Origin of the sequence: Pseudomonas sp. PA-1-3F (genome assembly GCF_021609665.1) — a bacterium.
GTDB classification, from domain to species: domain Bacteria; phylum Pseudomonadota; class Gammaproteobacteria; order Pseudomonadales; family Pseudomonadaceae; genus Aquipseudomonas; species Aquipseudomonas paracarnis.
On record NZ_WJZD01000003.1, the window covers coordinates 98,565 to 118,243 of the forward strand.

The 19,679-nt window shown below is 59.1% G+C and carries 17 protein-coding genes; 14 read left to right on the top strand and 3 right to left on the bottom strand.

The genetic code is table 11. The features are described 5' to 3' along the window. The first annotated feature begins 8 nt into the window (after positions 1-8). Positions 9-227 (top strand): translation initiation factor IF-1, encoded by a 219-nt coding sequence (gene infA, locus GIV26_RS02875; protein WP_002553999.1) that lies wholly within the window; start codon positions 9-11, stop codon positions 225-227. 244 nt (positions 228-471) lie between these two features. Here the strand turns inward: infA and clpA are convergent, their stop codons facing one another. Continuing rightward, positions 472-2,742 carry an ATP-dependent Clp protease ATP-binding subunit ClpA gene (clpA, locus tag GIV26_RS02880; RefSeq protein ID WP_236279469.1) on the bottom strand — a complete coding sequence of 757 codons (2,271 nt, stop codon included), beginning with the start codon at positions 2,740-2,742 and terminating at the stop codon, positions 472-474. Positions 2,743-2,771: 29 nt separating this feature from the next. Continuing rightward, complete coding sequence (clpS, locus tag GIV26_RS02885) at positions 2,772-3,140, bottom strand: ATP-dependent Clp protease adapter ClpS (RefSeq protein ID WP_005789091.1); 369 nt, start codon at positions 3,138-3,140, stop codon at positions 2,772-2,774. A 225-nt stretch (positions 3,141-3,365) separates the two neighbouring features. Between clpS and cspD the strand changes: the two genes are divergently transcribed. Further along, positions 3,366-3,650: a cold shock domain-containing protein CspD gene (cspD, locus tag GIV26_RS02890; RefSeq protein ID WP_054899045.1), complete on the top strand. Its 285-nt coding sequence runs from the start codon at positions 3,366-3,368 to the stop codon at positions 3,648-3,650. A 63-nt stretch (positions 3,651-3,713) separates the two neighbouring features. Here cspD and icd read toward each other — a convergent pair whose 3' ends face one another. Then, positions 3,714-4,970, bottom strand: a complete 1,257-nt coding sequence (gene icd / locus GIV26_RS02895; protein ID WP_034128148.1) for an NADP-dependent isocitrate dehydrogenase — start codon at positions 4,968-4,970, stop codon at positions 3,714-3,716. A 483-nt stretch (positions 4,971-5,453) separates the two neighbouring features. Here icd and GIV26_RS02900 point away from each other — a divergent pair, with 483 nt between their 5' ends. The 12 genes from GIV26_RS02900 (at position 5,454) to nuoC (ending at position 19,679) form a co-directional block, all read left to right on the top strand. Further along, complete coding sequence (locus GIV26_RS02900; protein WP_236279470.1) at positions 5,454-7,679, top strand: NADP-dependent isocitrate dehydrogenase; 2,226 nt, start codon at positions 5,454-5,456, stop codon at positions 7,677-7,679. A gap of 204 nt (positions 7,680-7,883) precedes the next feature. After that, on the top strand, positions 7,884-8,330 hold the full coding sequence (locus tag GIV26_RS02905) for an NUDIX hydrolase (protein ID WP_236279471.1): 447 nt from the start codon (positions 7,884-7,886) through the stop codon (positions 8,328-8,330). Positions 8,331-8,389: 59 nt separating this feature from the next. Then, positions 8,390-9,514, top strand: coding sequence for a tRNA 2-thiouridine(34) synthase MnmA (gene mnmA, locus GIV26_RS02910; RefSeq protein WP_034127883.1), 1,125 nt, complete (start codon positions 8,390-8,392; stop codon positions 9,512-9,514). Continuing rightward, a complete protein-coding gene (gene hflD / locus GIV26_RS02915) occupies positions 9,511-10,134 on the top strand; it encodes a high frequency lysogenization protein HflD (protein WP_003192101.1) in 624 nt (207 codons plus the stop codon). Before mnmA ends, hflD begins: the two co-directional genes overlap by 4 nt. Before the next feature lie 125 nt (positions 10,135-10,259). Further along, positions 10,260-11,630, top strand: coding sequence for an adenylosuccinate lyase (purB, locus tag GIV26_RS02920; protein WP_014718906.1), 1,371 nt, complete (start codon positions 10,260-10,262; stop codon positions 11,628-11,630). An 84-nt stretch (positions 11,631-11,714) separates the two neighbouring features. Further along, a complete protein-coding gene (locus GIV26_RS02925) occupies positions 11,715-12,881 on the top strand; it encodes a ribosomal protein uL16 3-hydroxylase (RefSeq protein ID WP_014718907.1) in 1,167 nt (388 codons plus the stop codon). Then, positions 12,874-13,296, top strand: a complete 423-nt coding sequence (locus GIV26_RS02930) for a GNAT family N-acetyltransferase (protein ID WP_003192105.1) — start codon at positions 12,874-12,876, stop codon at positions 13,294-13,296. Before GIV26_RS02925 ends, GIV26_RS02930 begins: the two co-directional genes overlap by 8 nt. Positions 13,297-13,523: 227 nt before the next feature. Continuing rightward, positions 13,524-14,261: a secretin N-terminal domain-containing protein gene (locus GIV26_RS02935; RefSeq protein WP_236279472.1), complete on the top strand. Its 738-nt coding sequence runs from the start codon at positions 13,524-13,526 to the stop codon at positions 14,259-14,261. A gap of 493 nt (positions 14,262-14,754) precedes the next feature. Next, on the top strand, positions 14,755-16,080 hold the full coding sequence (gene aceA / locus GIV26_RS02940; RefSeq protein ID WP_003174717.1) for an isocitrate lyase: 1,326 nt from the start codon (positions 14,755-14,757) through the stop codon (positions 16,078-16,080). A 643-nt stretch (positions 16,081-16,723) separates the two neighbouring features. Beyond that, the gene (locus GIV26_RS02945) at positions 16,724-17,137 is read left to right on the top strand and encodes an NADH-quinone oxidoreductase subunit A (protein ID WP_003192109.1); all 414 of its coding nucleotides are present in this window, start codon (positions 16,724-16,726) and stop codon (positions 17,135-17,137) included. A 10-nt stretch (positions 17,138-17,147) separates the two neighbouring features. Continuing rightward, positions 17,148-17,822: a NuoB/complex I 20 kDa subunit family protein gene (locus GIV26_RS02950; RefSeq protein ID WP_003174719.1), complete on the top strand. Its 675-nt coding sequence runs from the start codon at positions 17,148-17,150 to the stop codon at positions 17,820-17,822. A gap of 72 nt (positions 17,823-17,894) precedes the next feature. Continuing rightward, positions 17,895-19,679, top strand: coding sequence for an NADH-quinone oxidoreductase subunit C/D (gene nuoC, locus GIV26_RS02955; protein ID WP_003192111.1), 1,785 nt, complete (start codon positions 17,895-17,897; stop codon positions 19,677-19,679).

Sequence of the window (19,679 nt, forward strand, 5' to 3'; positions counted from 1 at the left end):
TTTACTGCATGTCGAAAGAAGACAGCTTCGAAATGGAAGGCACTGTCGTCGACACCCTGCCCAACACCATGTTTCGTGTGGAGTTGGAAAATGGGCACGTCGTAACCGCGCATATCTCCGGCAAGATGCGCAAGAACTACATTCGTATTCTTACCGGTGACAAAGTGCGCGTCGAGCTGACGCCCTATGACTTGAGCAAAGGGCGCATCACTTACCGCGCTCGCTAAGCAAGTCAATACAAAACGCCCGGTTATGCCGGGCGTTTTTGTGTGCGCAGGATTTAACAGTCGCCACTTGACCCTGTGGGAGCTGGCTTGCCTGCGATAGCGGTGGGCCAGTTAACGATGTGCGACTGAAGGACCGTCATCGCAGGCAAGCCAGCTCCCACAGTTGACCGTCATTGTCTCGTAATCGTATTTCAGGCAGCAAAAAGGCGCCTTTCGGCGCCTTTTGCAATGTTGCAGCTAACGATCAGGCCATTTCAGCCGTGGTCTCGAACTCGAAGGTCAGCTCGCCGTCCTTCAGGTCGATATGTACCACCCCACCATGGTCGGAGAGTTCGCCGAACAGGATCTCTTCGGCCAGTGGCCGCTTGATCTTGTCCTGGATCAGACGCGCCATTGGGCGTGCGCCCATTGCCGCATCGTAGCCGCCCTCTGCGATCCAACTGCGGGCCGCTTCCGTCACATCCAGCTGCACGCGCTTGTCTTCCAACTGCGCTTGAAGCTCGGTGAGGAACTTGTCCACCACGCTTTTGATGACCTCATGGCTGAGGCGACCAAACTGAATAATGGTGTCCAGGCGGTTGCGGAACTCCGGCGTGAAGCTCTTCTTGATGACTTCCATGGCATCGGAGGAGTGATCCTGATGCGTAAAGCCGATCGAAGCCCGCGCCGCGGTTTCGGCACCGGCGTTGGTGGTCATGATCACGATCACGTTGCGGAAGTCTGCCTTGCGCCCGTTGTTATCGGTCAGGGTCCCGTGGTCCATGACCTGCAATAGCAGGTTGAAGACTTCCGGGTGAGCCTTTTCGATTTCATCGAGCAGCAATACGCAATGTGGCTGCTTGGTGATCGCCTCGGTCAACAGGCCGCCCTGGTCGAAGCCGACATAGCCCGGAGGCGCACCGATCAAGCGCGACACAGTGTGGCGCTCCATGTACTCGGACATGTCGAAACGGACCAGTTCGATGCCCATGGCCTTGGCCAGCTGGCGAGCCGCCTCGGTCTTGCCGACGCCGGTCGGACCTGCGAACAGGAACGAACCGACTGGCTTGTCCGGCGACTTGAGGCCAGCACGCGACAACTTGATCGCCGTGGACAGCGAGTCGATGGCCGCATCCTGGCCAAACACGGTGAGCTTGAGGTCGCGCTCCAGGTTACGCAGCAACTCCTTGTCGGAGCTGGTGACGTGTTTTGGCGGAATCCGCGCGATCTTGGCCACGATGTCCTCGACTTGAGGCACGTCGATGCGTTTCACGCGCTTCTCGACCGGCTGCAGGCGCTGATAGGCACCCGCTTCGTCGATCACATCGATGGCCTTGTCAGGCATATGCCGGTCATTGATGTAGCGCGACGCCAGCTCAGCCGCCGCACGCAAGGCCTCATCGCTGTATTCGATGCCATGGTGCGCTTCAAAACGCCCCTTGAGCCCGCGCAGGATACCGATGGTGTCTTCAACCGACGGCTCGGACACGTCGACTTTCTGGAAGCGACGCGCCAGGGCACGGTCTTTTTCGAAGATGCCGCGGAATTCCTGGAACGTGGTCGAACCAATACAACGGATATCACCCGAGGACAGCAGCGGCTTGAGCAGGTTGGAAGCGTCCATCACCCCACCGGAAGCTGCACCGGCGCCAATGATGGTATGGATCTCGTCGATGAACAGGATGGCCTGTGGACGCTTTTTCAACTCACCGAGCAACGCCTTGAAGCGTTTCTCGAAATCGCCACGGTACTTGGTCCCGGCGAGCAACGCGCCCAGGTCAAGGGAATAGACGACACTGCTGGCCAGCAGGTCTGGCACCTGGTTGTCGACAATGCGTTTGGCCAGGCCTTCGGCAATCGCGGTCTTACCCACGCCCGCCTCGCCCACCAGCAACGGGTTGTTCTTGCGACGACGCGCAAGGATCTGCGCTACACGCTCAACCTCATGCTCACGCCCCACCAGCGGATCGATCCGCCCCTGGCGCGCCATTTCATTGAGGTTGCTGGCATAGGCATCCAGCGGATTGCTCGAAGAAGAAGACTCACCGCCCTCCTCGTCCTGCATATCCTGCTCACCCTCGGAATGATCGCCGTGCCCAGGCACTTTAGAGATACCGTGGGCGATGTAATTGACTACATCAATACGGGCAACGCTCTGCTGCTTGAGCAGGAACACGGCCTGGCTTTCCTGTTCGCTGAAAATTGCCACAAGCACGTTCGCGCCCGTGACTTCACGCTTACCGGAGCTCTGTACGTGGAACACAGCACGCTGCAATACCCGCTGGAACCCCAGGGTTGGCTGGGTTTCGCGGTCCTCGTCATGCACGGGGATCAGTGGCGTGGTGGAGTCGATAAACTCCTGCAGGTCATGCTTGAGCTTGTCGAGGTTGGCGCCGCACGCACGTAGAACGGTGGCGGCAGCTTCGTTATCCAAAAGTGCCAACAGCAGGTGTTCGACGGTCATGAATTCATGACGCTTCGAACGAGCCTCCTTGAAGGCAAGATTGAGGGTGACTTCGAGCTCGCGGTTTAACATAGCTTCACCTCATACCCAAGTGGTCGGCGTTAACCGTCCTTCTCGATTTCACAGAGTAGCGGATGCTGGCTTTCCCTGGCGTACTGGTTGACCTGCATGGCCTTTGTCTCGGCGATGTCGCGGGTAAACACTCCACATACTGCCCGTCCTTCTGTGTGAACGGCCAGCATTACCTTGGTCGCCAACTCGCGGTTCAGGTTAAAAAACACCTCGAGCACTTCGACGACGAAATCCATCGGTGTGTAGTCATCATTGAACAAAACCACCTTGTACATCGGCGGCGCCTGTAAAGCAGGCTTGGCCTCCTGGACAGCAATGCCTGCAGAACCGTCGTCGTCATGTTCCTGATCCGGGCGATCCTGATTGAATGTTAGTCGAATCTGGCTGTTTGCATGCATGGGAAAGAAAGGTTCGTCAGTGGTTCAATTACAGTGGTGGGGGCGACCTGTCAGAATTTCAACTCTGACTCTTGGGTCACCTTGACTATCGGCGAAACGGTGTTACAACAAATAGAGCCCACAGTGGGTAAAAAAGGTCCGCGCAGTCAACCTTATTTATTCGGGTTAGGACGGATAGACAGGATGATACTCCAGTGATGGAGTCTGGTGCAGAGGGATAAGGGAATGGCTAGTGGTAAGGTCAAGTGGTTCAACAATGCCAAGGGTTACGGCTTCATTAATGAAGACGGCAAGCAAGAAGACCTTTTTGCGCATTTCTCAGCGATCCAGGCGGATGGGTACAAAACGCTGAAGGCGGGTCAACCGGTATCCTTTGACATTACCCAGGGCCCAAAGGGCTTGCATGCGGTGAATATCAAAGGCATCACCACCACGCCTGCTGTAGAAAACGGCGCGGCGCACGGTCACAAATCAAGACAAGAAAAGCAAGCAGGCCTGACCAGCTTCTGAACAAAGCACTGAAAGCAAACCGGCCGCCCCGAATCATCAGGGCGGCCGGTTTTATCTACCTGTTTACATATGCTTGATCAACGCGTCACCAAAGCCCGACGACGACACCAACGTAGCGCCATCCATCAGACGCTCGAAGTCATAGGTCACGGTCTTGGCCGAAATCGCGCCATTGGTGCCCTTGATGATCAGATCCGCCGCCTCGACCCAACCCATATGCCGCAGCATCATTTCTGCCGACAGGATCAATGAACCAGGGTTGACCTGATCCTTGCCCGCATATTTAGGCGCAGTGCCGTGGGTGGCTTCAAACATTGCCACGGTGTCCGACAGGTTGGCCCCCGGCGCAATACCAATACCGCCCACTTCCGCCGCCAGGGCGTCGGACAGGTAATCACCATTGAGGTTGAGCGTGGCGATCACGTCATATTCGGCCGGGCGCAGCAGGATCTGCTGGAGCATGGCGTCGGCAATAGCATCTTTAACCACCACATTCTTGCCGGTCTTGGGGTTCTTGAACTGCATCCACGGCCCGCCATCGAGCAAGGTCGCACCGAACTCTTCAGCCGCCACCTCATAGGCCCACTCCTTGAAGGCACCCTCGGTGAACTTCATGATGTTGCCTTTGTGCACGATGGTCAGCGAGTCGCGGTCGTTATCCACCACATATTGCAGGGCCTTGCGCGCCAGGCGCCTGGTACCCTCTTTGGAGACCGGCTTGACGCCAATCCCGCAATCCTGGTCGAAACGGATCTTGGTAACGCCCATTTCTTCCTTGAGGAACTTGATCACCTTGATCGCTTCCGGCGAACCGGCCTTCCATTCGATGCCCGCGTAAATATCCTCGGAGTTCTCACGGAAGATGGTCATGTCCACGTCGCCTGGTTTTTTCACCGGGCTGGGCACGCCTTCGAACCAGCGCACCGGGCGCAGGCACACATACAGGTCGAGCTGCTGGCGCAGGGCCACGTTCAGCGAACGGATACCGCCACCGACTGGCGTTGTCAGCGGGCCCTTGATGGACACCACGTAATCCTTGACCGCATCCAGGGTTTCCTGGGGCAGCCAGGTGTCCTGGTCGTAGACTTGAGTGGCCTTTTCACCAGCGTACACCTCCATCCAGGAGATTTTGCGCTTGCCGCCGTAAGCCTTTTCAACAGCGGCATCGACCACCTTGATCATCACCGGGCTGATGTCGACGCCAATACCGTCTCCTTCGATGTAGGGGATGATCGGTTGGTCAGGAACATTGAGAGAATGGTCTGCATTGACGGTGATTTTGTCGCCGACTGCCGGAACCTGAATCTTCTTGTATCCCATGCTGAACTCCATCTATGGATTGAACATCTGGCTGCGTTCGAGCCTACTCCAGATAAATGGCGACTGAAACCTCACGCCATGCTCATTTGCATCGAAAACAGCACATTTGGTGGCCTACAAGCCTGAAAGCAAAGGGAAAAGCGCCAATCTTGAGCACATCTCACCACCCCACGCACCTGCGACCTTTAGACCAATGGACGAGCCCCCTTTTGTATGAAGGCTCAGCGTAAGCATAGCGACCTATGTATAATGCCGCCGCTGACCAAAGAGTCACGACGGCGGACCGCTCTAGAACGTAGCCTTTCGCCAGAAAGCCGGACTATTACCATAGCCCACCCGCTTGACGCTCGACTGATGCAAACCAACATCACCGCGAAGAAACTTCGACATTTCGCTCATGGATGACTTTGAACGAACGCGCTCTACCCGGCGCATCTCGAGTTTCTGCGCACGCTTTCAGCAAAGAAGAGAGTTAATCCGAATATGCCCACCCGCTCGAAGATCATCTACACCTTCACCGACGAAGCCCCAGCCCTCGCCACCTATTCACTGCTGCCTATCGTAGAGGCCTTCACCGCTTCCGCTGATATTGCCGTGGAAACCCGCGACATTTCCCTCGCCGGGCGCATCCTCGCAAGCTTTCCCGAGCAACTGGGCACCAAGGCCATCCCGGACCACCTCGCCGAACTGGGCAACCTGGCCGTTACGCCTGAAGCCAACATCATCAAGCTTCCCAACATCAGCGCCTCGACCCCGCAGCTGCAAGCCGCGATCAAGGAACTGCAGGCCCAGGGCTACGCCATGCCGGACTACCCTGAAACCGTAACCACCGACGCGGAAAAAGAAACCCGTGCACGTTACGACAAGGTCAAGGGCAGCGCCGTGAACCCGGTACTGCGCGAAGGCAACTCCGACCGTCGCGCACCGCTGTCGGTCAAGAACTATGCACGCAAGCACCCGCACAAGATGGGCGCCTGGGCTGCCGACTCCAAGTCGCACATTGCCCACATGAACAACGGCGACTTCTACGGCAGCGAAAAAGCCGTGCAGATCGAAACCGCTGACGCGGTCAAAATTGCGCTGGTCGCAAAGGACGGCACCACCACCGTCCTGAAGGAAAAGACCAGCGTTCAGGCCGGCGAAATCATCGACACCGCCGTGCTGAGCAAGAAAGCCCTGCGCAGCTTCATCGCCGCTGAAATCGAAGACGCCAAGAAGCAAGGCGTGCTGTTGTCGGTTCACTTGAAAGCCACCATGATGAAGGTCTCCGACCCGATCATGTTCGGCCAGATCGTTGCCGAGTTCTATAAAGACGCCCTGGCCAAGCACGCGACCGTGCTGGAACAGATCGGCTTCAACCTGAACAACGGCATCGGCGACTTGTACGCTCGCATCAAGGCCCTGCCGGCCGACCAGCAAGCGCAGATCGAAGCCGACATCCAGGCGGTCTACGCCGTTCGCCCTGCCCTGGCGATGGTCAACTCCGACAAAGGCATCACCAACCTGCACGTGCCAAGCGACGTCATCGTCGACGCCTCGATGCCAGCGATGATCCGTGACTCCGGCAAGATGTGGGGCACCGACGGCCAGTTGCACGACACCAAGGCTGTGATCCCGGATCGCTGCTACGCCACCATCTACCAGGCGGTCATCGAAGACTGCAAGGCCAATGGCGCCTTCGACCCAACCACCATGGGCAGCGTGCCAAACGTTGGCCTGATGGCTAAGAAAGCCGAAGAGTACGGCTCCCACGACAAGACCTTCCAGATCAAGGCTGACGGCGTTGTCCGCGTCACCGACAGCCAGGGCAACCTGCTGATGGAACAGAACGTCGAAGCTGGCGACATCTTCCGCATGTGCCAGACCAAAGACGCTCCGATCCAGGACTGGGTCAAGCTCGCCGTCAACCGTGCCCGCGCCAGCAACACCCCGGCCATCTTCTGGCTGGACCCCCAGCGCGCCCACGATGGCGTAGTCGTCGAGAAAGTTCAGGCTTACCTGAAAGACCACAACACCGAAGGCCTGGACATCCGCATCATGGCCCCGGTCGATGCGATGAAGTTCACCCTGGAGCGCACCCGCAAGGGCCTGGACACCATCTCGGTGACCGGCAACGTACTGCGCGACTACCTGACCGACCTGTTCCCGATCATGGAACTGGGCACCAGCGCCAAGATGCTGTCGATCGTGCCGCTGATGAATGGCGGTGGCCTGTTCGAAACCGGCGCTGGCGGTTCGGCTCCAAAGCACGTGCAGCAACTGCTGGAAGAAAACTTCCTGCGCTGGGATTCCCTGGGCGAGTTCCTGGCCCTGGCCGCGTCCCTTGAGCATTTGGGTGTGACATACAACAACCCGAAAGCCCTGGTACTGTCCAAGACCCTGGACCAGGCCACCGGCCAGTTCCTGGACAACAACAAGTCGCCATCGCGCAAAGTCGGCAACATCGACAACCGCGGCAGCCACTTCTACCTGGCGCTGTACTGGGCACAAGCCCTGGCCGCCCAGACAGAAGACACTGCACTGCAAGCGCAGTTTGGCGAACTGGCCAAAACCCTGGCCGAGAACGAAGCAACCATCGTTGCCGAACTCAACGCCGTACAGGGCAAGCCAGTGGACATCGGCGGCTACTACGCGCCGAACCCTGAGCTGACCAGCAAAGCCATGCGCCCGAGCAGCACGCTCAATGCGGCGATTGCCAAGTTGAAGTAAGGTTGTAAGGATGCAAAGAAGCCCCGGCCAAGTGCCGGGGTTTCTGCTTGTAGGGACTTCATTGAAGAAACCCAATCCAATGTGGGAGCTGGCTTGCCTGCGATTGCAGTCTGTCAGTTCATACAGGCGTAGCTGACCCACCGCCATCGCAGGCAAGCCAGCTCCCACATTGAGCATGCCACCTTCCAGATACCGAGGTTTGCAATGACCTGGCTCCCCCACATCACCGTCGCCACCATCGTCGAAGACAACGGCAAGTTCCTGATGGTCGAAGAACTCAAGGGTGGCCGCGCCGTGCTCAACCAGCCGGCAGGCCACCTCGACCCGGATGAAACCCTTACCGAAGCCGCCGTGCGTGAAACCCTGGAAGAAACCGGCTGGGACGTGGAAGCCACCGGCATCGTCGGCATCTACCTGTATACCGCCCCGAGCAATGGCGTGACCTACCAACGGGTCTGTTTTATCGCCAAGGCACTGAAACACCACCCGGAATATCAACTCGACGAAGGCATCCTGCGCGCCCGCTGGCTGACCCGTGACGAGCTGATGGCCGTGCGCGACGACTGGCGCAGCGAGCTGATCATCCGCTGCATCGATGATTATCTGGCCGGCCAGCGCCATAGCCTCGAATTGATCCGCCCTTCTCTTTAGCCTTGCGGGCGTGAGCCTGTTAGAATCGCGTCCTTTTTCAAGACACCCGTTGAAACCCTATGCGTGATCCAGCCCCTTCTGACACACAAAAGAAGCGCGTCATCGTCGGTATGTCCGGCGGCGTGGATTCTTCCGTTTCCGCCGTTCTGCTCATGGAGCAGGGTTATGAGGTGGAAGGCCTGTTCATGAAGAACTGGGAAGAAGACGATGGAACGGAATATTGCACCGCCATGGACGACCTGGCCGACGCCCAGGCCGTGTGCGACAAGATCGGCATCAAGCTGCACACCGCCAACTTCGCCGCCGAGTACTGGGACAACGTGTTCGAGCACTTCCTGGCCGAATACAAGGCCGGCCGCACGCCGAACCCGGACATCCTGTGTAACCGCGAAATCAAGTTCAAGGCCTTCCTCGACTACGCCATGATGCTCGGCGCCGACCTGATAGCTACCGGCCACTACGTGCGCCGTCGCGATATCGATGGCCGCACCGAATTGCTCAAGGGCCTGGACCCGAACAAGGACCAGAGCTACTTCCTGCACGCCGTGGGCGGTGAACAGATCGCCAAGACTCTGTTCCCGGTCGGCGAGCTGGAAAAACCCGAAGTGCGCAAGATTGCCGAGAAGCACGGCCTGGCCACCGCCAAGAAGAAAGACTCCACCGGTATCTGCTTTATCGGCGAGCGACGCTTCAGCGATTTCCTCAAGCAATACCTGCCGGCGCAACCGGGCGAGATCAAGACCACCGAGGGTGAAGTGATCGGCCGCCACCACGGCCTGATGTACCACACCATCGGCCAGCGCCAGGGCCTGGGCATCGGCGGCTTGAAAGACGCAGGTGAAGAGCCGTGGTACGTGCTGGTCAAAGACCTGGAAAACAACGTGCTGGTGGTCGGCCAGGGCAACGAGCACCCGCTGCTGTTCTCCGGCGCCCTGCTCGCTTCCGAGATTTATTGGGTCAACCCTATCGACCTGAGCACCCCGCGCCGCCTGACCGCCAAAGTGCGTTATCGCCAGAGCGACCAGCCCTGCACCCTGGAAAAGACCGCCACCGGCTACCGTGCCACCTTCGATGACCCGCAACGCGCGGTCACCCCTGGCCAGTCCGTGGTGTTCTATGACGGCGAGATCTGCCTGGGCGGCGGCGTGATTGAAGTCGCGCAAGCCTGGAGCAACCCGGCATGAGCCCGACCCAGGAGCAGTTGACAGCCCTTGGCGGTGTCTTTCTCGCTGCGGTACTGGTGGACAAGATCGCCAAGACCGGCCAGGTCACTGAAGCCGGCCTGACCTGCATGCTCGGCAGCCTGCTGATCCGCGACCCCAAGGACACCCTTGAGGTTTACGGCGGCGACGACCTGGCCCTGCGTGAAGGCTATCGCGCCCTGATCGGCGCCCTGGAGCGCGACCCCAGTACTTTGCAGCGCGAGCCGCTACGTTATGCCCTGTCGATGCTCGGCCTTGAGCGCCAGTTGGCCAAGCGCGACGACCTGCTGGACACCATCGGCAAGCGCCTGCCGCAGATCCAGTCCCAGGTAGAACACTTCGGCCCGGCCCACGAAAACGTGATCGCCGCCTGTGGTGCGCTGTACCAGGACACCTTGAGCACCCTGCGCCAGCGCATCCAGGTGCATGGCGACATGCGCAACCTGCAGCAACCCAACAACGCGTCGAAAATCCGCGCCCTGCTCCTGGCCGGTATTCGTTCAGCACGCTTGTGGCGCCAACTGGGCGGTCATCGCTGGCAGTTGGTGATCAGCCGACGCAAATTGCTCAAAGAGCTTTACCCGTTGATGCGCAACGAATAAGTCGCACCAGCAGGCTGTTTTCAAGCCATTACGCGTAATACGCCGGTCAGTTGGCGACGGACCGGCGGATTTTTTCATGTATGATACGCGCCCCATTTCGTTGCCCGACTGTCCGAGAACACCCCATGCAGCTCTCTTCGCTCACTGCGGTTTCCCCTGTTGACGGCCGCTACGCCGGCAAAACCCAGGCCCTGCGCCCTATTTTCAGCGAGTACGGCCTGATCCGTGCCCGTGTCCTGGTTGAAGTGCGCTGGCTCCAGCGCCTGGCCGCTCACCCCGCCATCAGCGAAGTGCCGGCGTTTTCCGCCGAGGCCAACGCTGTATTGAACACCCTGGCGGAAAACTTCTCCCTGGAGCACGCCGAGCGTGTGAAAGAGATCGAGCGCACCACCAACCACGACGTCAAAGCCATCGAATACCTGCTCAAAGAGCAAGCGGCCCAACTGCCGGAACTGGCCCAGGTCAGCGAGTTCATCCACTTTGCCTGCACCAGCGAGGACATCAACAACCTGTCCCACGCCCTGATGCTGCGCGAAGGCCGTGATGACGTGATGCTGCCGCTGATGCGCCAGACCGCCGAAGCCATCCGCGAGCTGGCGATCCGTTTCGCCGCCGTGCCGATGCTGTCGCGCACCCACGGCCAGCCGGCCTCGCCGACCACCCTGGGCAAAGAACTGGCCAACGTGGTGTACCGCCTGGAGCGTCAGATCGCCCAAGTCGCCGCCGTGCCATTGCTGGGCAAGATCAACGGCGCCGTAGGCAACTACAACGCCCACCTCTCGGCCTACCCTGAGATCGACTGGGAAGCCAACGCCCGCGCCTTCATCGAAGACGAATTGGGCCTGGGCTTCAACCCCTACACCACGCAGATCGAACCCCACGACTACATCGCCGAGCTGTTCGACGCGATTGCACGCTTCAACACCATCCTGATCGATTTCGATCGCGATATCTGGGGCTACATCTCCCTGGGCTACTTCAAGCAGCGCACCATTGCAGGCGAAATCGGTTCGTCGACCATGCCGCACAAGGTCAACCCGATCGACTTCGAAAACTCCGAAGGCAACCTGGGTATCGCCAACGCCCTGTTCCAGCACCTGGCCAGCAAGTTGCCGATCTCCCGCTGGCAGCGCGACCTGACCGACTCCACCGTACTGCGCAACCTCGGTGTCGGCTTTGCCCACAGCGTGATCGCGTACGAAGCCAGCCTCAAAGGCATCAGCAAGCTGGAGCTCAACGAGCAGAAAATTGCCGCTGACCTGGACGCGTGCTGGGAAGTATTGGCCGAGCCGATCCAGACCGTGATGCGCCGCTACAACATCGAAAACCCCTACGAGAAGCTGAAAGAATTGACGCGCGGCAAGGGCATCAGCCCCGAAGCGCTGCAAACTTTCATCGACGGCCTGGACATGCCAGCCGCAGCCAAGGCCGAGCTGAAACTGCTCACCCCGGCCAACTACATCGGCAACGCTGTAGAACAAGCCAAGCGCATCTGATCCAAGCAAGCTCCTTTGAGACGCCCGGCCGCGCCGGGCGTTTTTATTCCCGTCTTAAAAGTGCTTTTTTTCAATAGGTTACACATGAATCCTGATATCCCTCTTCAACTTCTGGGCGGCATCACGGCACGGGAATTCCTGCGCGACTACTGGCAGAAAAAACCGCTGCTGATCCGCCAGGCCATCCCTGACTTCGAAAGCCCGATCGACGCCGACGAACTGGCAGGCCTGGCCCTGGAAGAAGAAGTCGAGTCGCGCCTGGTGATCGAACACGGCGAGCGCCCGTGGGAACTGCGTCGCGGCCCGTTCGCCGAAGACGCTTTCAGCACCCTGCCCGAGCGCGAGTGGACCCTGCTGGTGCAGGCAGTCGACCAGTTCGTGCCGGAGGTGGCTGAGCTGCTGGAGCACTTCCGCTTCCTGCCGAGCTGGCGTATCGATGATGTGATGATCAGCTTCGCTGCGCCGGGTGGCAGCGTCGGTCCGCATTTCGATAACTACGATGTGTTCCTGCTGCAAGCCCAGGGTAAGCGCAACTGGAAGATCGGCCAGATGTGCAATTCCGAAAGCCCGTTGCTGCAACACGCCGACCTGCGCATCCTCGCCGAATTCGAAGAAAGCGCCGAATGGGTGCTCGAACCGGGCGACATGCTCTACCTGCCCCCGCGCCTGGCCCATTTCGGTATTGCCGAAGACGACTGCATGACCTATTCCGTAGGTTTCCGTGCACCGAGCGCCGCTGAAGTGCTGACCCACTTCACCGACTTCCTCAGCCAGTACCTGACCGACGAAGAGCGCTACACCGACGCCGACGCCCAGCCGGTCAGCGACCCGCACCAGATCCAGGGCGACGCACTGGACCGCCTCAAGGGCCTGCTCGCCGAGCACATGAGCGATGAACGCATGCTGCTGACCTGGTTCGGCCAGTTCATGACCGAGCCACGCTACCCGGAACTGGTGGCCGGCGAAGAGTTGGGCGAAGAAGACTTCATCAACAGCCTGCAAGACGGCGCGATCCTGGTGCGCAACCCGAGCGCACGCCTGGCCTGGTCCGAAGTGGATGACGACGTACTGCTGTTCGCCAGCGGCCAGAGCCGTTACCTGCCGGGCAAACTGCGTGAACTGTTGAAGCTGGTGTGCTCGGCCGATGCACTGCACAGCGAAAACCTGGGCGAGTGGCTGGCCGACGAAGACGGTCGCGACCTACTGTGCGAACTGGTCAAGCAAGGCAGCCTGGGGTTCGCGGATGAATAAAATTCACGTAAGTGTCGCGGACTGGCGAAAGGATATCGACGAGATTCGGCGCATTCGTGAAGCGGTATTCATCGCTGAACAATCGGTCCCGCCTGAATTGGAGTGGGACGCGGACGATGCCGGCGCCATGCATTTTCTTGCATACGAAGGCGACTTCCCGATTGGCACCGCTCGATTGCTGCCCAGCGGCGAGATCGGTCGGGTATCGGTGCTCAAGGACTGGCGCGGACTGAAAGTCGGCGACAAGCTGATGGAAGCAGTAATTGGCGAGGCCGTGAAACGCGGCCAGACCAGGCAATTCCTGAGTGCGCAGGTGTATGCGGCACCGTTCTATGAGCGACTGGGTTTCAAGATCGTCAGCGATGAGTTTCTTGAGGTCGGGATTCCGCATGTGGATATGGTGCGCGAGGGCTGATTCAAGCCCGCATCGCCTTTATCGCAGGCAAGCCAGCTCCCACAGCTGACCGAGCACATCCCTGGAATACGCTCAAGTGTGGGAGCTGGCTTGCCTGCGATAGCTATTTCAGCAACACCACAAAATGCCCTGCCTGCCAGGGCATTTTGCCGTCTACGATTCAACTGGCGACCCACCAGGCCGACAAACTGGCACTATCAAGCAAATGACTCGCAGAGATAACGGACATGTCCCTACGCACCCTGCTCACCGCCCTCGTGATGACCGTCAGCGCTTGCGCCATGGCCGCCACTGAAGTCGTCAACCTGAACAACCGCACCAGCGCCGACCTGCTGCCCGTGGCGCAGAACTTCATTGGCAAGGACGGCACCGTCAGCGCCTACGGCAACCAGCTTATCGTTAACGCTGAGCCCGCCAGGATCGAGGGCTTGCGCGCACTGCTCGGCCAATTGGATACACCGGCCAAACGCCTGCTGATCACCGTCGATACCAACGAGAACAACCAACAGAACAGCGGTGACAGCCAGACCCGCATCATCAGCTACGGCACTGCCAGCCGCGACGGTGGCGTGCAGCAGATCCAGGCCAGCGAAGGCGTGCCCGCGCTGATCCAGGTCGGCCAGAGTGTACCGCTGACCACCACGCAACAGGATAGCTATGGCCGCCTGCAAAACCAGACCCAGTATCGCAACGTCACCCAGGGTTTTTACGTGACCGCCAGCGTCACCGGCGAGACCGTCCACTTGACCATCAGTACCAACCGTGACCGCATGAGCCAGGAACGTCCCGATGTAGTGAACGTGCAAAGCACCGACACAACCGTCAGCGGCCGCCTGGGCGAATGGATCCCCCTGGCCGGCATCAATCGTGAAACCCAGGCGGACAAATCCTCTACAACCCGCAGCTACTCTACTCAGGGCCGCGATGACCTGACTTTGCGGGTCAAGGTCGACACCCTGAACTGAGGCACCAAAAACTGACTGGCAAGTCGCATTAGACTAAAGATGTAGTGCCTTAAAAAAAGCACTACAAAGCATTTGACGAGCCAAAAAAGCATGGGCATGATGGCCTCGCTCCCGCTAATCAGGGGCCCTGGCAAGGGCCTTCGGATCGCCGCTCTAAGCTACCCACCTGAGCCGATTCGTGTCTGTACCGCCCACAAGGTGTGTTTGACGTTGGTTGCGACTGGAACGAAGTTGTCCCGAGGGACGGAAGCCAACCAGGTAACCCGGCTACACACTGATGGATCGTACAAAGGCCCACGACGCCCGAAGACCGTTCGCAGTTTGCCCTTACCTGCTCAACTCCCCCTTGAGCCCCATCGTTCATACCGTCGCCTACCTCCGTCAGATTTGACTTGAACACCAAAGCTTCTGGTCAGCGAGCAACCCTACCCAGGCAACGAATGCCGGGCTGGCAAACGGATACTTCAAACAAGACGCGACGAGGTTTTTCCCCATGGCACTGACACGCGAACAGCAAATTGCAGCCCTTGAAAAAGACTGGGCTGAAAACCCACGCTGGAAAGGCGTGACCCGCGCTTATTCCGCTGCTGACGTCGTCCGCCTGCGTGGCTCGGTCCAACCTGAGCACACCTTTGCAAAACTCGGCGCCGAGAAGCTGTGGAACCTGGTCACCCAAGGTGCCAAGCCTTCTTTCCGTCCCGACAAAGATTTCGTCAACTGCATGGGCGCCCTCACTGGCGGTCAGGCAGTCCAGCAGGTAAAAGCCGGTATCCAGGCGATCTACCTGTCCGGCTGGCAAGTGGCAGCGGACAACAACTCCGCTGAATCCATGTACCCCGACCAATCGCTGTACCCGGTGGACTCGGTGCCAACCGTGGTCAAGCGCATCAACAACTCGTTCCGTCGTGCCGACCAGATCCAGTGGAAAGCCGGCAAGAACCCAGGCGATGAAGGCTACATCGACTACTTCGCGCCAATCGTGGCTGATGCCGAGGCCGGTTTCGGCGGCGTACTCAACGCCTACGAGCTGATGAAGAGCATGATCGAAGCAGGCGCTGCCGGCGTGCACTTCGAAGACCAGCTGGCTTCGGTGAAAAAATGCGGCCACATGGGCGGCAAGGTACTGGTACCGACCCAGGAAGCCGTGCAGAAGCTGACCGCTGCCCGCCTGGCCGCTGACGTTGCCGGCACACCGACCATCATCCTGGCCCGTACCGACGCCAACGCGGCAGACTTGCTGACCTCGGACTGCGACCCGTACGACCAACCATTCGTTACCGGCGAGCGTACCCAGGAAGGCTTCTATAAAGTGCGCGCCGGCCTCGACCAGGCAATCGCCCGCGGCCTGGCCTACGCGCCGTACGCCGACCTGATCTGGTGCGAAACCGCCAAGCCGGACCTGGACGAAGCCCGTCGCTTCGCCGAAGCGATCAAGAAGGAATACCCGGACCAACTGCTGTCCTACAACTGCTCGCCTTCCTTCAACTGGAAGAAGAACCTGGACGACGCGACCATCGCCAAGTTCCAGCGCGAACTGTCGGCAATGGGCTACAAGCACCAGTTCATCACCCTGGCCGGCATTCACAACATGTGGCACAGCATGTTCAACCTGGCGCACGACTACGCCCGCAACGACATGACAGCCTACGTGAAGCTGCAGGAGCAGGAATTCGCTGACGCCGCCAAAGGCTACACCTTCGTGGCGCACCAGCAGGAAGTGGGCACCGGTTACTTCGACGACATGACCACCGTGATCCAGGGCGGCACCTCGTCCGTGACCGCGCTGACCGGTTCGACCGAAGAAGAGCAGTTCCACTAAGTACCGCGTACACGGCCACTGCGGCCCCACGGAAGACCTAACCGCAGTGCCGCGCAACAATCACGCCCCGACTGGTTCGGGGCGTTTTTTTTGCCTAGGAATCACCGAAAATCAATGGTGGGAGCTGGCTTGCCTGCGATGGCGGTGGGTCAGAGGCAGGTGTTTCAGCTGATCCGCCGCCATCGCAGGCAAGCCAGCTCCCACATTGACCGCGCCCTATCCATAGTTTTTTGCTAAAAACATTGATCCAGAGCGGTATCCGCGCACATCTGATCGGTTAAAAGAACCGTTGCGACAACTAAGCGACACTCAAGCAAGTAACGGTAACTTCCCGCGCCACATGAGAAACACTCGCTTACACCCCTCGCAAACAATATTCATTATCATTTGGCACCCGAAAACTTCGTTACAGCTTAAACAAAACATAATTGATGAAAAGCCCGCTAATGCCCACACCACAAGGGCTACAGCCCCAAGAAGGTGCACTATGTGCTTATTCCACCGAATAATTTCGCCCTGGGAATTTTACTTGCCCGGTGTTTAGCCATAAAATCACCGCGATTGATTGCAGTGCGACATATCGTCACTGCATCGTTACTTTTTCGAGCTCAGAGACCTTTGCTCTCTGTTAAGGATTTCCAGCATGACCGACGCGACAGGACTCATGGCCCACAACTGGGGCTTTGCCATTTTCCTTCTCGGTGTTGTAGGCCTCTGCGCCTTCATGCTCGGCGTGTCCAGCCTCCTCGGGTCAAAAGCCTGGGGCCGCAGCAAAAACGAACCGTTCGAATCCGGCATGCTGCCTACAGGTGGCGCCCGCTTGCGGCTCTCAGCCAAATTCTATCTGGTCGCGATGTTGTTCGTGATCTTCGATATCGAAGCCCTCTTTCTCTTTGCATGGTCTGTGTCCGTCCGCGAAAGCGGCTGGACCGGATTCGTCGAAGCTCTCGTTTTCATAGCAATTCTGTTGGCAGGTCTTGTCTACCTGTTCCGAGTGGGCGCCCTTGACTGGGCTCCGGAAGCTCGTCGCAAGCGGCAAGCGAAGCTGAAACAATGAGGCTTTGGCAATGCAATACAATCTCACCAGGATCGACCCGGATGCTCCTAACGAGCAGTACCCCATCGGCGAACGAGAAACCGTTTCCGACCCGTTAGAAGACCAAGTCCACAAAAACATCTACATGGGCAAGCTGGAAGACGTGCTGAGTGGCGCGGTCAACTGGGGGCGTAAAAACTCCCTGTGGCCGTACAACTTCGGCCTTTCGTGCTGCTACGTGGAAATGACCACCGCCTTCACGGCGCCCCACGACATCGCACGCTTCGGCGCCGAAGTTATCCGGGCCTCGCCGCGCCAGGCGGATTTCATGGTTATCGCCGGGACCTGCTTTATCAAGATGGCGCCGATCATCCAGCGTCTCTATGAGCAAATGCTCGAGCCGAAATGGGTTATCTCCATGGGTTCGTGCGCCAACTCCGGTGGCATGTACGACATCTACTCGGTCGTTCAAGGGGTGGACAAGTTCCTGCCCGTGGACGTCTACGTGCCTGGCTGCCCGCCCCGTCCCGAAGCGTTCCTGCAAGGCTTGATGCTGTTGCAGGAATCGATTGGCAAGGAGCGTCGCCCACTGTCCTGGGTGGTCGGTGATCAAGGCGTTTATCGCGCCGAGATGCCGTCTCAAAAGGAACAGCGCCGCGAACAGCGAATCGCAGTCACCAACCTGCGCAGCCCCGACGAAGTCTGATCCAGCACCGCTTCTTTTATAGAACGAAAACCTGGCTTCATTCTTTACGTTGACCGAAAGCGATAAAAAACCATGACTACAGGCAGTGCTCTGTACATCCCGCCTTACAAGGCAGACGACCAGGATGTGGTTGTCGAACTCAATAACCGTTTTGGCCCTGACGCCTTCACCGCCCAGGCCACACGCACCGGTATGCCGGTGCTGTGGGTGGCGCGTGCCAGGCTCGTCGAAGTCCTGACCTTCCTGCGCAACCTGCCCAAGCCGTACGTCATGCTCTATGACCTGCATGGCGTGGACGAGCGTCTGCGCACCAAGCGCCAGGGCCTGCCGAGCGGCGCCGATTTCACCGTGTTCTACCACCTGATGTCGCTGGAACGTAACAGCGACGTGATGATCAAGGTCGCGCTGAGCGAGAGCGACCTGAGCATCCCGACCGTCACCGGTATCTGGCCGAACGCCAGCTGGTACGAGCGTGAAGTCTGGGACATGTTCGGTATCGACTTCCCGGGCCACCCGCACCTGACGCGCATCATGATGCCGCCGACCTGGGAAGGTCACCCGCTGCGCAAGGACTTCCCTGCCCGCGCCACCGAATTCGACCCGTTCAGCCTCAACCTGGCCAAGCAGCAGCTAGAAGAAGAGGCGGCGCGCTTCCGCCCCGAAGACTGGGGCATGAAGCGTTCCGGCACCAACGAGGACTACATGTTCCTCAACCTGGGCCCGAACCACCCTTCGGCTCACGGTGCCTTCCGTATCATCCTGCAACTGGACGGCGAAGAGATCGTCGACTGCGTCCCGGACATCGGCTACCACCACCGTGGCGCCGAGAAGATGGCCGAGCGCCAGTCCTGGCACAGCTTCATCCCGTACACCGACCGTATCGACTACCTCGGCGGCGTGATGAACAACCTGCCGTACGTGCTCTCGGTCGAGAAGCTGGCCGGCATCAAGGTACCGGACCGCGTCGACACCATCCGCATCATGATGGCCGAGTTCTTCCGCATCACCAGCCACCTGCTGTTCCTGGGTACCTATATCCAGGACGTCGGCGCCATGACCCCGGTGTTCTTCACCTTCACCGACCGTCAGCGCGCCTACAAGGTCATCGAAGCCATCACCGGTTTCCGCCTGCACCCGGCCTGGTACCGCATCGGCGGCGTGGCCCACGACCTGCCGAACGGCTGGGAACGCCTGGTCAAGGAATTCATCGACTGGATGCCCAAGCGCCTGGACGAGTACCAGAAAGCCGCCCTCGACAACAGCATCCTCAAAGGCCGCACCATCGGCGTCGCGCAGTACAACACCAAAGAGGCCCTGGAATGGGGCGTCACCGGTGCTGGCCTGCGTTCCACCGGTTGCGACTTCGACCTGCGTAAAGCGCGCCCGTACTCCGGCTACGAGAACTTCGAGTTCGAAGTACCGCTGGCGGCCAATGGCGATGCCTACGACCGTTGCATCGTGCGCGTCGAAGAAATGCGCCAGAGCCTGAAGATCATCGAGCAGTGCATGCGCAACATGCCGGCCGGCCCGTACAAGGCGGATCACCCGCTGACCACGCCGCCGCCCAAAGAGCGCACGCTGCAGCACATCGAAACCCTGATCACGCACTTCCTGCAGGTTTCGTGGGGTCCGGTCATGCCGGCCAACGAATCCTTCCAGATGATCGAAGCGACCAAGGGTATCAACAGTTATTACCTGACGAGCGATGGCGGCACCATGAGCTACCGCACCCGGATTCGTACCCCAAGTTTTGCCCACTTGCAGCAGATCCCTTCGGTGATCAAAGGCGAGATGGTCGCGGACTTGATTGCGTACCTGGGTAGTATCGATTTCGTTATGGCCGACGTGGACCGCTAA